This is a genomic window from Mariluticola halotolerans, from assembly GCF_021611515.1.
In the GTDB taxonomy this organism is placed as follows: Bacteria; Pseudomonadota; Alphaproteobacteria; order Rhizobiales; family Devosiaceae; genus Mariluticola; species Mariluticola halotolerans.
Window position 1 is genome coordinate 3,300,840 of record NZ_CP090960.1, and the last position, 12,619, is coordinate 3,313,458.

Annotated in this window: 10 protein-coding genes; all 10 read left to right on the top strand. The window is 59.6% G+C overall.

All coding sequences use genetic code 11. The features are described 5' to 3' along the window. Nucleotides 1–2 precede the first annotated feature (2 nt). The 10 genes from xdhA (at nucleotide 3) to L1P08_RS15795 (ending at nucleotide 12,493) form a co-directional block, all read left to right on the top strand. A complete protein-coding gene (gene xdhA, locus L1P08_RS15750) occupies nucleotides 3–1,469 on the top strand; it encodes a xanthine dehydrogenase small subunit (RefSeq protein WP_303617938.1) in 1,467 nt (488 codons plus the stop codon). Next, on the top strand, nucleotides 1,469–3,769 hold the full coding sequence (gene xdhB / locus L1P08_RS15755) for a xanthine dehydrogenase molybdopterin binding subunit (RefSeq protein WP_303617939.1): 2,301 nt from the start codon (nucleotides 1,469–1,471) through the stop codon (nucleotides 3,767–3,769). Before xdhA ends, xdhB begins: the two co-directional genes overlap by 1 nt. Then, nucleotides 3,769–4,638, top strand: a complete 870-nt coding sequence (gene xdhC / locus L1P08_RS15760; protein WP_303617940.1) for a xanthine dehydrogenase accessory protein XdhC — start codon at nucleotides 3,769–3,771, stop codon at nucleotides 4,636–4,638. The genes xdhB and xdhC overlap by 1 nt, the downstream gene beginning before the upstream one ends. Next, nucleotides 4,628–6,193, top strand: coding sequence for an ABC transporter ATP-binding protein (locus tag L1P08_RS15765; RefSeq protein ID WP_303617941.1), 1,566 nt, complete (start codon nucleotides 4,628–4,630; stop codon nucleotides 6,191–6,193). The genes xdhC and L1P08_RS15765 overlap by 11 nt, the downstream gene beginning before the upstream one ends. Continuing rightward, a complete protein-coding gene (locus L1P08_RS15770; RefSeq protein ID WP_303617942.1) occupies nucleotides 6,177–7,259 on the top strand; it encodes an ABC transporter permease in 1,083 nt (360 codons plus the stop codon). Before L1P08_RS15765 ends, L1P08_RS15770 begins: the two co-directional genes overlap by 17 nt. Continuing rightward, a complete protein-coding gene (locus L1P08_RS15775; RefSeq protein WP_303617943.1) occupies nucleotides 7,256–8,185 on the top strand; it encodes an ABC transporter permease in 930 nt (309 codons plus the stop codon). The genes L1P08_RS15770 and L1P08_RS15775 overlap by 4 nt, the downstream gene beginning before the upstream one ends. Before the next feature lie 22 nt (nucleotides 8,186–8,207). Continuing rightward, on the top strand, nucleotides 8,208–9,293 hold the full coding sequence (locus L1P08_RS15780; protein WP_303617944.1) for a BMP family ABC transporter substrate-binding protein: 1,086 nt from the start codon (nucleotides 8,208–8,210) through the stop codon (nucleotides 9,291–9,293). 87 nt (nucleotides 9,294–9,380) lie between these two features. Continuing rightward, a complete protein-coding gene (locus L1P08_RS15785; RefSeq protein WP_303617945.1) occupies nucleotides 9,381–10,622 on the top strand; it encodes a urate hydroxylase PuuD in 1,242 nt (413 codons plus the stop codon). Continuing rightward, nucleotides 10,619–11,920 (top strand): guanine deaminase, encoded by a 1,302-nt coding sequence (gene guaD, locus L1P08_RS15790; protein WP_303617946.1) that lies wholly within the window; start codon nucleotides 10,619–10,621, stop codon nucleotides 11,918–11,920. Before L1P08_RS15785 ends, guaD begins: the two co-directional genes overlap by 4 nt. A 279-nt stretch (nucleotides 11,921–12,199) precedes the next feature. Further along, nucleotides 12,200–12,493, top strand: a complete 294-nt coding sequence (locus L1P08_RS15795; RefSeq protein WP_303617947.1) for a GIY-YIG nuclease family protein — start codon at nucleotides 12,200–12,202, stop codon at nucleotides 12,491–12,493. Nucleotides 12,494–12,619: the final 126 nt, after the last annotated feature.

The following is a 12,619-nucleotide window of genomic DNA, read 5'->3' on the forward strand; positions in this document are numbered from 1 at the left end:
TCATGGCGGTTGAGGTGCGCAATTCGGTCCGGTTTTTGCTCAATGATGAGGTAATCAGCCTTTCGGACCTGCCCGCCGCGCAGACTTTGCTGGATTTTCTGCGGCTCGACAAACGCTTGAGCGGCACCAAGGAAGGCTGCGCTGAGGGCGATTGCGGCGCGTGCACCGTGCTGGTCGGAAGGCTGGCCGGGGACGGGCTGGTTTATGAAAGCGTTAATGCCTGTATCCGCTTTGTGGGCTCGCTCGATGGCTGTCATGTGGTGACGGTTGAGCATCTCAAGGGACAGGATGGCGGCTTGCATCCGGTGCAGCAGGCGATGGTTGAGAACCATGGCTCGCAATGCGGGTTTTGCACGCCGGGCTTTGTGATGTCGCTTTATGGGCTGTGGATGCAGAACCCGACGCCGGATGTGGACGCGGTTGAACAGGCTTTGCAGGGGAATTTGTGCCGGTGCACCGGCTATGCGCCGATCATTCGGGCGGCGATGGCGATATCGAGCCACGGCAAGCCCGGCGACGATATTCTGGTCGCCGAACGGGCCGAAGTGATGGCGCGGCTTAGGGATTTGCGCGATGGCAAACGGGTGGAGGCCGGGGCTGAAGATGACCGACTGATCATTCCAGCCAATGTTGATGATCTGGCCGATGTGCTGATGGCGCATCCGGGCGCGACGATTGTCGCCGGGTCGACCGATGTTGGGCTTTGGGTGACCAAGTTCATGCGCGACATCACCCCGGCGGTGTTTATCGGCGGGCTTGAGGATTTGAAGGGCATTGAGGCCGGGCCGGACGGGCTGATGCTGGGTGCGGGTGTCAGCTATACCGAGGCGTTTGCGCTGATTGGGGCGCATTATCCGCAAATGGCGGGCTATTGGAGCCGGATTGGCGGGGCGCAGGTGCGCAATATGGGTACGATTGGCGGCAATATTGCCAATGGCTCACCGATTGGCGACACACCGCCGCCGCTGATCGCGCTGGGCGCCAGCATTGTGTTGCGCAAGGGGGCTGCACGGCGGGTGGTGCAGCTCGAGGATTATTTCATTGCCTATGGCAAGCAGGACCGCAGCGCGGGGGAATTTGTTGAAAGCGTCAATATTCCGGCGCTGCCAAAGGGCGATCTGTTTGCGGTCTACAAGATTTCGAAACGGCGCGACGAGGATATTTCGGCGCTGAGCGCCGCGATCCGGCTGCGGATAGAGAATGGTGTGGTCAGCGACGTGGTGATGGCGTTTGGCGGCATGGCGGCGACGCCGAAACGGGCGAAGGCCGCAGAGGCGGCGCTGTTGGGCCAGGCCTGGGATGAAGCACAGGCGGAAAAAGCGGCGTTGGCACTGGCCGACGATTTTCAGCCGATTGGCGATATGCGTGCCTCGGCGGAATACCGGCTGCTGGCGGCGCAGAATCTGGTGCGACGGTTTTATCTGGAAAGCGACGGGCAGGTGGTTCAACTCTCGCGGGGAGCGGCCTGATGAGCGTGCACAAGCCGATTGCCCATGACAGCGGGCCGAAACATGTGGCGGGCCGGGCCGAATATATCGACGATATGCCCGAGCCGCAGGGCACGCTGCATGCCTATCTGGGGTTAAGCGAGCGGGCGCATGCGACGATTACCGGGTTTGACCTTGAAGCGGTGCTGCAAGCGCCCGGCGTTGTTGGGGTGCTGACCAAGGCGGATATTCCGGGGCATTTCGACATCAGCTCGAACGGGGTTGGCGATGAGCCGGTCTTTGCTGACGGGGTGGTTGAGTTTTGGGGGCAGCCGCTTTTTGCGGTGGTGGCGGCAACCCGCGATCAGGCGCGGCGGGCAGCGAAACTGGCCAAAATTACCTATGCCGATCTCGATGCGCATCTGGATGTGGAAGCGGCGCTGGCGGCTGGTGGCAAGCTGGTGACACCGCCCCTGAAGCTGGAGCGCGGGGATGTGGCGGCGGGGTTTGCCGAGGCCCCGCACCGGATTTCCAATGTGATGCATATTGGCGGGCAGGATCATTTCTATCTCGAGGGTCAGATTGCCATGGCCATTCCGGGGGAAGATGATGATGTGACCGTCTTCTCATCGACCCAGCACCCGAGCGAAATTCAGCATATTGTGGGGCATGCGCTGGGAGTTAAATCCAATGCGGTGACCGTGCAGGTCAGGCGCATGGGCGGCGGGTTTGGCGGCAAGGAAACGCAAGGCAATCTGTTTGCGGTGATCGCGGCGGTGGCGGCGAAAAAGCTGGGGCGTGCGGTGAAAATCCGTCCTGACCGCGACGATGACATGAGCGCGACCGGCAAGCGTCATGATTTCCGGGTTGATTATGATGTCGGGTTTGACGATGACGGCAAAATTCTCGCTAGCGAGGCGACTTTTGCGGCGCGGTGCGGGTATTCGGCGGACCTTTCGGGGCCGGTGACGGACCGGGCGCTGTTTCATGCCGATAGTTCCTATTATTTCCCGGCGGTGCGGTTTTTCTCCAAGCCTTTGAAGACGCATACCGTCTCGAACACCGCGTTTCGCGGGTTTGGCGGGCCGCAGGGCATGCTCGGCGGCGAGCGGATGATCGAGGAAATTGCCTATGCGCTGGGCAAGGATCCACTGGAAATCCGCAAGGCCAATTTTTACGGCACGACCGACCGCAATGTGACGCCTTATCATCAGGTGGTGAAAGACAATATCATTCACCGGATTGTCGATGAGCTGGAGGCGTCGTCGGATTATCAAAAGCGCCGGGCGGAGATCATTGCCTTCAACAAGACCAGCAAGGTGATCAGGCGCGGGATTGCGCTGACGCCGGTCAAGTTCGGGATTTCGTTCACCGCCACCTGGTTCAACCAGGCCGGGGCGCTGGTGCATGTCTATCGCGATGGGTCGATCCATCTCAATCATGGCGGCACCGAAATGGGGCAGGGGCTCTATATCAAGGTGGCGCAGGTGGTGGCCGATGCCTTTGGCGTCGATCTGGATCAGGTGAAAATTACCGCGACGACCACGGGCAAGGTGCCTAACACCTCGGCAACGGCTGCGTCCTCGGGGGCGGATTTGAATGCCATGGCGGCGCTGGATGCCTGCGAGCAGATCAAGGCGCGGCTGGGAGTGTTCGCGGCGGAAAAATATCAGGCCAATGCCACGGATATCAGCTTTGCCGATGGCGATGTGCTGGTGGCGGGCAAGCGGGTGCCTTTCGCCAATTTCATTGATTCAGCCTATATGGCGCGGGTGCAATTGTCGGCTTCGGGCTTTTACAAGACGCCGGAGATTCACTGGGACCGGGCGGCGGGGCGTGGGCAGCCGTTTTTCTATTTTGCCTATGGGGCGGCGGTGTCCGAGGTCAGCATTGATACGCTGACCGGTGAATACCAGATGGACCGGGTCGATATTCTGCACGATGTGGGCAAGTCGCTGAACCCGGCGATTGACTTGGGGCAGGTGGAAGGCGGGTTTATCCAAGGGGCCGGCTGGCTGACCACGGAGGAATTGTGGTGGGACAAAAAGGGCCAGCTGAAAACCCATGCGCCCTCGACCTACAAGATCCCGCTGGCCTCGGATGTGCCGCGGATTTTCAACGTCAAGCTGGCGGAATGGTCGGAAAATCCGATGCGAACCATCAAGCGCTCGAAAGCTGTGGGCGAGCCGCCGCTGATGCTGGCGATTTCGGTGCTTGAAGCACTGTCGATGGCTGTTGCCTCGGTGGCGGATTACAAAACCTGCCCGCGGCTTGATTCCCCGGCGACACCGGAGCGGATATTGATGGCGGTGACCCGGCTGAAAAGCGAGGCAAAAGCCTGATGGTTTTGCGCGCACCCGACATTGATGCCTTTGTTGAAACGGCGGGTGCGGCGGTGCTGGTGCGGGTGACGGCGGCTTTGGGTTCGACGCCGCGCGAGCGGGGGGCCTATATGCTGGTGGCGGCTAATGATGTGGCCGGGACTATTGGCGGTGGCCAGCTTGAATATATGGCGATTGATACAGCCCGGCAGATGCTGCGCCAGAACAAGGCCCATGAAAAGCTGGATGTGCCGCTGGGGCCCGAGATCGGACAATGCTGCGGCGGGCGGGTGCAGATTGCGCTGGAGCGTCTTGACGATGAACTGCTGGTGACTTTGCTGAATGAAATTCAGGCGGCGCAGGCGGCAGAACCTTCGGTGATCCTGTTTGGCGCGGGGCATGTGGGGCGGGCCCTGGCTTTGGCGCTGGCGCCTTTGCCCTATCAGACCACACTCGTTGATACGCGGGCGGATATGCTTGGCGGATTGCCTGAGGCGATTAATGTGCAGGTGTCGGCCCTGCCGGAAGCGGCTGTGCGGGCGGCGCGGTCGGGCAGCGCTTTTGTGGTTCTGACCCATGATCATGCGCTGGATTTTCTGATCATGCGCGAGGTCCTGTTGCGGGGTGATGCGGCCTATGCCGGGATGATCGGCTCCAAGAGCAAGCGGGCTCAATTCCGGCACTGGTTTACCGGTGAAGGCGGCGATGCGGCGCGGCTGGTTGATCTTGTCTGCCCCATCGGCGCGCAAGGGATAGGCGACAAAAGGCCTGAAATTATAGCATCTCTGGTGTGTGCTGAAATTATTGCCAAATTGGCCCGGCGGGACTGTGCGGATGGCGCAGAAAATGCCAAACTGATGTCAGTTATGGGGGCAGTGCATGGCGGATGATCCGGTGCTTCGGTTGAAACTTGAGGGGCTGACAAAGCGGTTTCCCGGGGTTCTGGCCAATGATCAGGTTGGGTTCTCGGTCAAGCCGGGGGAAATTCACGCGCTGCTGGGCGAGAATGGCGCGGGAAAATCGACGCTGGTCAAGATGATCTACGGGATCATGCAGCCCGATGCCGGGACAATGTGGTGGGATGGTGTGGAGACCACATTCTCCAATCCACGTGCCGCGCGCCGGGCCGGCATTGGCATGGTGTTTCAGCATTTCTCGCTGTTCGAGGCGATGACGGTGCTGGAGAATATCGCTTTGGGTATGGACGCTGCCATTCGCCCCAATGCACTGGAAGCCAAGGTGCGCGAGGTGATGGACAGTTACGGGCTGAAGCTTGACCCGCAACGCATTGTTTCCACCCTCAGTGTTGGCGAGCGGCAGCGCATCGAGATTGTGCGCGCCCTGTTGCTGAACCCGAAACTTCTGATCATGGATGAGCCGACCTCGGTTTTGACACCGCAGGAAGTGGCACAACTCTTTGCAACGCTCCGCCAGCTCGCAAGCGAGGGCTGTTCCATTCTTTATATTTCGCACAAGCTGCATGAAATCAAAGAGCTTTGCGATGTGGCGACGATTTTGCGCGGCGGCAAGGTTGTGGGCACTTGCGACCCGAAGGCGGAAACATCGCGCTCGATGGCCGAGATGATGATTGGCGGCGATTTGAAAGATGTCACCAAGGCCGCCTCCCGGCAGACCGGGCCGGCGCGGTTGGTGGTGCAGGATTTGAATGTGCCCAAGGGCGGGCATTTCGGCGTGGCGCTGCACGATGTGTCTTTTGCGGTGGGCGAGGGCGAAATCCTTGGTATTGCCGGGGTTGCGGGCAATGGGCAGAACGAATTGCTGAACGTGTTGTGCGGCGAGGTGTTGAGCGTTGACGCGAATGCCCTGCAACTAGGCGGTGCGGCGATTGGGCAGATGGGCCCCACGGAGCGGCGGAAGGCCGGGCTTTGCGCGGTGCCTGAAGAGCGCAATGGCCATGCGGCGGTGCCCGATTTCTCGCTGAGCGACAACACGATTTTGACAGCACGGGACCGCAAGCATCTGGTCAATGTGGGCATGGTCAATGCGGGCGCGGCGCGGGATTATGCGGCGCATATCATTGAGGCTTTCGGGGTGAAGGCGACAGGGCCGGGGGCGATGGCGGAATCGCTTTCGGGCGGGAATTTGCAGAAATACATTATGGGGCGCGAAATCCTGCAGGCACCGGACGTGCTTGTGGTGTCGCAGCCGACATGGGGTGTGGATGCGGGGGCCGCAGCGGCGATCCATCAAGCGCTGGTTGATCTGGCGGCGGCGGGTTCCGCGATTGTGGTGATTTCCCAGGATCTCGATGAATTGCTGGCGCTCAGTGACACGCTTTGCGTGATCAATGAGGGGCGTTTGTCGCGACCGATGCCGGTGAGCGGTGTGTCGATTGAGGAAATCGGCCTGTTGATGGGCGGCGTACATGGCGATCCGGAAGCGACGGTGGAAATGACGGAGGCATTGCATGCTGTACCGGCTTGAAAAACGCCAGGTGCCCAGCCGCACCATGCTTTATGTCACCCCGGTGCTGGCGGTGCTGGTGACCATGGTGCTCGGCGCGATTATTTTCTCGGCTATCGGGTTTGATGGCCCGGCGGCGGTGCGCGAAATCTTTTTCACGCCCCTGACCAATCATTACAAATGGCAGGACCTGACGGTGAAGGCAGCGCCGCTGATCATTATCGGGGTGGGGCTGTCGATCGGCTATCGCGCCAATGTGTGGAATATCGGGGCCGAGGGGCAATATGTGATCGGCGGGCTGGCCGCGACCGGTGTGGCGCTGGCGACCCATGATATGTCCGGCTGGTGGATTTTGCCGCTGATGGCGCTGGCGGGTGCGGCGGGCGGCATGGCCTATGCGTCGATCCCGGCCTATTTGCGCACCAAGTTCAGCGTCAACGAAATTCTGACCACGCTTATGCTGACCTATGTGTCGGTGCAGGTGCTCAATTATCTGATCTTCGGGCCGTGGAAGAGCCCGACGAGCTTTGGCCAGCCGCAAACGGTGTTGTTCAATGCGGACCAGACGCTGCCCTATATCATTCCCGGCACGATTGTGCAGATGGGCGCGCCGATTGCGATTATCGTGGCGCTGATTGCCTGGCTGGCGATGGGCCGTTCCCTGTTCGGATTTCAGATCCGCACGGTTGGGTCTGCGCCCCATGCGGCGCGTTATGCCGGGTTTTCCGCCAAGCAGACCGTATGGCTGGCGCTTTTGATCAGCGGCGGGCTGGCCGGATTTGCCGGCATGCTGGAAGTGGCCGGGCCGTTCGGGCGCATGGTGCCGCAATTTCCCACCAATTACGGATTTACCGCGATCATTGTTGCGTTTCTGGGGCGGTTGAACCCGATTGGCGTGGTGCTGGCGGGTATTGTGCTGGCCATCACCTTTGTTGGTGGCGAGGTGGCGCAGACCACCATTGGCCTGCCCAATGCCGCTGTTGGTATTTTTCAGGCGATGATGCTGTTTTTGCTGCTGGCCGGTGACATTCTGGTGCGCTACCGGCTGAAGCGGGTCATCACCAAACCAGCGACAGGTGCCGCATGAGCGTTGAATTGATGATTGCGATTTTCATCACGCTGGTGGGCGCATCGACGCCAATCCTTTTAGCGGCGCTGGGTGAGCTGGTGGTGGAGAAAAGCGGTGTTTTGAACCTCGGTGTCGAGGGGATGATGCTGACCGGCGCGGTGGTGGGCTTTGCCGTCACCTATAATACGGGCAGTCCGTGGCTGGGGATTTTGGCGGCCGGGTTTGCGGGTGCTGCCGCATCGCTGATTTTCGGATTTTTGACGCTTTCGCTGTCGTCCAACCAGGTGGCAACCGGGCTGGCGCTGACGATCTTCGGCACTGGGTTTTCCGCCCTGTTCGGCCAGCCCTATACCGGCAAGCCGCTGCAATTGTTCAAGTCGATTTTTCCCGTCGAACTGGCGACGCATCCGTTTCTCAAGGTGATTTTCGGCTATTCGCCGCTGGTCTATTTCTCGCTGTTCATGGTGTTTGCGGTGTGGTGGTTTTTGCAAAAAACCCGGGCCGGCCTGATTTTGCGCGCGGTGGGGGAGAGTGATCTTTCGGCCCATTCCATCGGCTATTCGGTGATCGGCGTGCGCTATGCGGCGGTGGCCTTTGGCGGCGCGATGGCGGGGATTGGCGGGGTGTGTTTTCCGCTGCTTTTGACACCGCAATGGGTGGAGCGGCTGACCTCCGGGCGGGGCTGGATTGCGCTGGCGCTGGTGGTGTTTGCCGCCTGGCGGCCCTTCCGCCTGCTGGCAGGGGCGTATCTCTTCGGCCTGATCGCCACGATGGAGCTTTACGCCAAGGCGGCGGGCGGCCCGTTCCGCATTATTCCTTCCGAGGTTTGGGCCAGTTTGCCCTATCTCGCCACTATTCTAGTGCTTGTCCTTATCTCGCTGCGGCGAGACGGCAGCGCCAGTGCTCCGGCCTGCCTCGGCAGACCCTTCGTTCCAAGCAACTAAAGCGTCAGACAGGAGAAACCCAATGACCAAATTTACACGCCGCACCATGCTCAAGATTGGTGGTGCCGCCGCGACACTGCCGTTGATCGGCAGCCGGGCCTTTGCCCAGAAAGACAAGGTGCGGGCCGCCTTCGTGCTGATCGGCACACCGGACGACAATGGCTGGAATTTCGGCCATGATCAGGGCCGTCTTGCCATGATCGAGGCCATCGGTGCCGACAAGGTGGAAACCACTGTCGTGACCAATGTGGCCGAAGGGCCGGACAGCGAGCGGGTGTTCCGCGAACTGGCACAGCAGGGCCATGACATCATTTACGCAACCAGCTTTGGTTTCGGCGATTATGCGCACAAGGTTGCCAAGCAGTTCCCCGAAGTGAAATTCGAATGGGCGACCGGCAATTCCACCGCGCCGAACCTGTCGCTTTACAACGCCAAATTCCACGAAGGTCGCGCCGTGATCGGTACGGTTGCCGGCATGATGACCAAGACCAATATCGGCGCTTATATCGGCTCGTTCCCGATCCCTGAAGTGCGCATGGGCATCAACGCGTTCCAGATTGCTGCGCGCAAGGTGAACCCCGATTTCGTGACCAAGGTGGTTTATGTCGACAGCTGGTTTGACCCCGCCAAGGAAGCCGATGCGGCTCGTGCGCTGATCGATCAGGGTGTGGACGTGATCACCCAGCACACCGATGGCCCGGCAGCACTGCAGGTGGCTGAAGAACGCGGCATTGTTGGCGGCTTCGGCCAGGGTGCCGACATGAGCGCCTTTGCCCCGAATGCACACCTGACCGCGATCATCGACAATTGGGCACCCCATTACACCAAGTCGGTTCAATCAGTGCTTGATGGCACCTGGGCTGAAAGCAGCGTGTGGGATGGCATTGCATCGGGCGAAGTGATGATTGGCGACTATAATGCCAAGGTGCCTGCCGATGTTGTGGCTGCCGCTGATGCGGTGAAGAACGCCATTGCGGACGGTTCACTGCATCCGTTTGCCGGGCCGATCTCTGACAATCAGGGCACTGTGCGGGTTGAAGAAGGCGACATCATTGATGATGGCGAATTCTGGGGCGTCGACTGGTATGCCGAGGGTGTTGAAGCCTAGGGCTGACACTGCCAAAAACTTTTGCGAAAGGCGGGTTTTGCCTGCCTTTCGTTTCTTTACGGGCCCTGCGGCCGAGGTGTTGCCGAGATGACTGATTTTGCGATTTTCTGGGAGTGGGTGCAATTTGGCGTGCGCTGGTTGCATGTCATCACAGCGATCGCCTGGATCGGGTCTTCGTTTTATTTTATCGCGCTGGATCTTGGCTTGCGCAAAACCCCAAGCCTGCCCGCACTGGCCCATGGCGAAGAGTGGCAGGTGCATGGGGGCGGGTTTTACCACATCAACAAGTATCTGGTGGCACCGGCCACCTTGCCTGAGCACCTGACCTGGTTCAAATGGGAGGCCTATGCCACCTGGCTATCGGGCTTTGCGATGCTGGCGGTGCTCTATTATGTGGGCGCGGACCTTTATCTGATCGACCGCAATGTGCTGGATGTGCCGGCCTGGGGCGGCATCCTGATTTCGCTGGCCTCGCTTGGTGTGGGCTGGCTGATCTATGACCTTTTATGCAAATCGCCGATTGGCAAAAGCCAGAACGGCTTGATGATCCTGCTGTTTTTCGTGCTGGTGGCGATGGCCTGGGGCTATACGCAATTGTTCACCGGGCGGGCGGCGCTGCTGCATCTGGGCGCGTTTACCGCGACCATCATGAGCGCCAATGTGTTTCTGATCATTATTCCGAACCAGAAGATTGTGGTGGCGGATTTGAAGGCGGGGCGGGTGCCGGCGGCGCATTTGGGCGCGCAGGCAAAGCAGCGTTCGCTGCACAATAATTACCTCACCCTGCCGGTGATCTTTTTGATGCTGAGCAATCACTATCCGCTGGCTTTTGCCACCGAATATAACTGGGTGATTGCGGCGCTGATCTTTTTGATTGGCGTGCTCATCCGGCATTTCTTCAATACTATCCATGCGCAAAAGGGCAATCCGCACTGGACATGGGGGCTGGCGGCAATCCTGTTCATCTGCATCATGTGGCTCTCGACCAATCCGAAAATGCCCGGTGTTGATGCGGGGGAACTGGCCTCACGGGAGGCAGCGCCGTTTATGGCCAGTGTGCATTTTGAGACGGTGCGCGACACGGTGATGGGGCGTTGTTCGATGTGCCACACGGCGGAACCTTTTTATGACGGGGTGCATGAGGCGCCCAAAAATGTGGTGCTGGATACCGATCTGGCCATTGCCACCCATGCGCGCGAGATTGCGATCCAGGCCGGGTTTTCAACGGCGATGCCGCCGGGCAATGTCAGCTATATGGAGCCTGAGGAACGGGCGCTGATTGTGACCTGGTATCGCGAAAGCCTTGCGGCTTCAGGCAGGTTGATGTGACCGCCAAAATGCTGCGCGGGCGGGTGCTGAGCTTTGTGCGTGCGCCGCTCGGCCCCGATGACAGCGATAGCTATCGCTATTTCGAGGACGGGTTTGTGGCGATTGATGGCGGCAAGATTATTGCCGTTGGCGATGTCGCGGCGCTGCCCGGCCCCTTTGATGGCGAGGTGATTGATCATCGCCCGCATCTGATCCTGCCGGGGCTGATTGATCCGCATATTCATTTCGTGCAGATGCAGGTTGTCGGTTCCTATGCCGCCAATCTGCTGGAATGGTTGAATAATTACACCTTTATCGAAGAGCAGCGTTTTGCCGATCCCGCGCATGGGGCGCGGATTGCGGGGCTGTTTTTTGACGAATTGATCCGCAATGGCACCACCACCGCTGCCGCCTATTGCTCGGTGCATGCCGCTTCTGCCGAGGCGTTTTTTGCTGAGGCGGAAAAGCGCAATATGCTGATGATCGGCGGCAAATGCCTGATGGACCGCAATTGCCCCGAGGCGCTGCAGGATACGCCCCAGACCGGCTATGACGCGACAAAGGCGCTGATCGGCAAATGGTATGGAAAGGGGCGGGCGCATTATGCGATCACGCCGCGATTTGCCATTACCTCGACACCGGAACAAATGGAGATGGTCGCGGCGCTGACAAAAGAGCATCCCGATTGTTACCTCCAGACGCATTTGTCGGAGAACATTGCCGAGATCGAGCTGACGACGTCGCTTTATCCCGATGCGCCGGATTATGCCGGGGTTTATGAGCATTACGGGCTGATGGGTCCAAAAAGCCTTTATGGCCATTGCCTGCATCTGAGCGACCGGGAAGTGGGGATGATGGCCGAGACCGGCGCTGTGGCGGTGCCGTGCCCGACATCGAACATGTTTCTGGGCAGCGGGCATTATGACCTTGCGCGCATGCAAGGGGCCGGGCTGCGCACGGGGGTTGCCACAGATATTGGCGGCGGCACCAGCTATTCGATGCTGGAAACGCTGGATACGTTCTACAAAAGCCAGCAATTATCGGGTAACCGCCTGACCCCACTGATGTCGTTTTACATGATGACGCGCGGCAATGCGGAAGCCCTCTCGCTGGAGAGCAAAATCGGCAGCATCGAACCGGACGCGGATGCCGATCTGGTGGTGCTCAATGCCGCCGCGACACCGGCCATGAGCGTGAAGATGGAACGGGTGGAAACGCTCAGCGAGGAATTGTTCCTGCTGCAAACCCTGGGCGATGACCGCGCTGTGGTGGAGACTTATGTGGCGGGCGTGGCGATGAAGGCGGGGTTGGCGGGTTAGCGGCTAAATCTGTGGTCGTCATTGCGAGGAACGGAGTGACGAAGCAATCCAGAGGGGCATGATGAGGGCGGTGCTTGGCGCTCTGGATTGCCGCGGGGCTTTGCCCCTCGCAATGACGGGGATAGTTTTGTGTATCCGCTCGGGTTTTTTTGATGGTGCGCGAATTCCGCTGCGTCATTGCGAGGAGCGTAGCGACGAAGCAATCCAGAGCGGCTTTGCCCGGGGACTGCATTTGGCCATTATGATAGCCTTGTTGTGTTTGGTGAATGGCGGAAGGCCATGGAAAAGAACCCTTGCGTTTACATGATGGCGAACCGCCGGAATGGTGCGATCTATACCGGGGTGACGTCTAATCTGCCGAAGCGGGTATATGAACATCGCAATGGTTTGGGCGTGGGCGGTTTTAGCGACAGATATGGCTGCAAGCTGCTTGTCTGGTATGAAATGCATGCCGGAATGGAAGCGGCGATCCTGCGCGAAAAGCAGATCAAGGCGGGGTCTCGTCGCCGGAAACTGCAACTGATCGAGGCGGCAAATCCGCTATGGGTGGATCTTTATGACGGGTTGTTCTGAATGGGTGCGCTGCCAGTGTGTGGGGTGAGTAGGTGAGCGTGGTGTTTGAGACTCTGGATTGCCGCGGGGCTTTGCCCCTCGCAATGACGGGGGATGGAGTGGTGGGCAGGGCCGGGGTGTCTTGTT

Bases quoted from the DNA above. Each gene is read 5' to 3' on its own strand.
- xdhA (WP_303617938.1), top strand. From the start codon at position 3: ATGGCGGTTGAGGTGCGCAATTCGGTCCGGTTTTTGCTCAATGATGAG.
- xdhB (WP_303617939.1), top strand. From the start codon at position 1,469: ATGAGCGTGCACAAGCCGATTGCCCATGACAGCGGGCCGAAACATGTG.
- xdhC (WP_303617940.1), top strand. From the start codon at position 3,769: ATGGTTTTGCGCGCACCCGACATTGATGCCTTTGTTGAAACGGCGGGT.
- L1P08_RS15765 (WP_303617941.1), top strand. From the start codon at position 4,628: ATGGCGGATGATCCGGTGCTTCGGTTGAAACTTGAGGGGCTGACAAAG.
- L1P08_RS15770 (WP_303617942.1), top strand. From the start codon at position 6,177: ATGCTGTACCGGCTTGAAAAACGCCAGGTGCCCAGCCGCACCATGCTT.
- L1P08_RS15775 (WP_303617943.1), top strand. From the start codon at position 7,256: ATGAGCGTTGAATTGATGATTGCGATTTTCATCACGCTGGTGGGCGCA.
- L1P08_RS15780 (WP_303617944.1), top strand. From the start codon at position 8,208: ATGACCAAATTTACACGCCGCACCATGCTCAAGATTGGTGGTGCCGCC.
- L1P08_RS15785 (WP_303617945.1), top strand. From the start codon at position 9,381: ATGACTGATTTTGCGATTTTCTGGGAGTGGGTGCAATTTGGCGTGCGC.
- L1P08_RS15795 (WP_303617947.1), top strand. From the start codon at position 12,200: ATGGAAAAGAACCCTTGCGTTTACATGATGGCGAACCGCCGGAATGGT.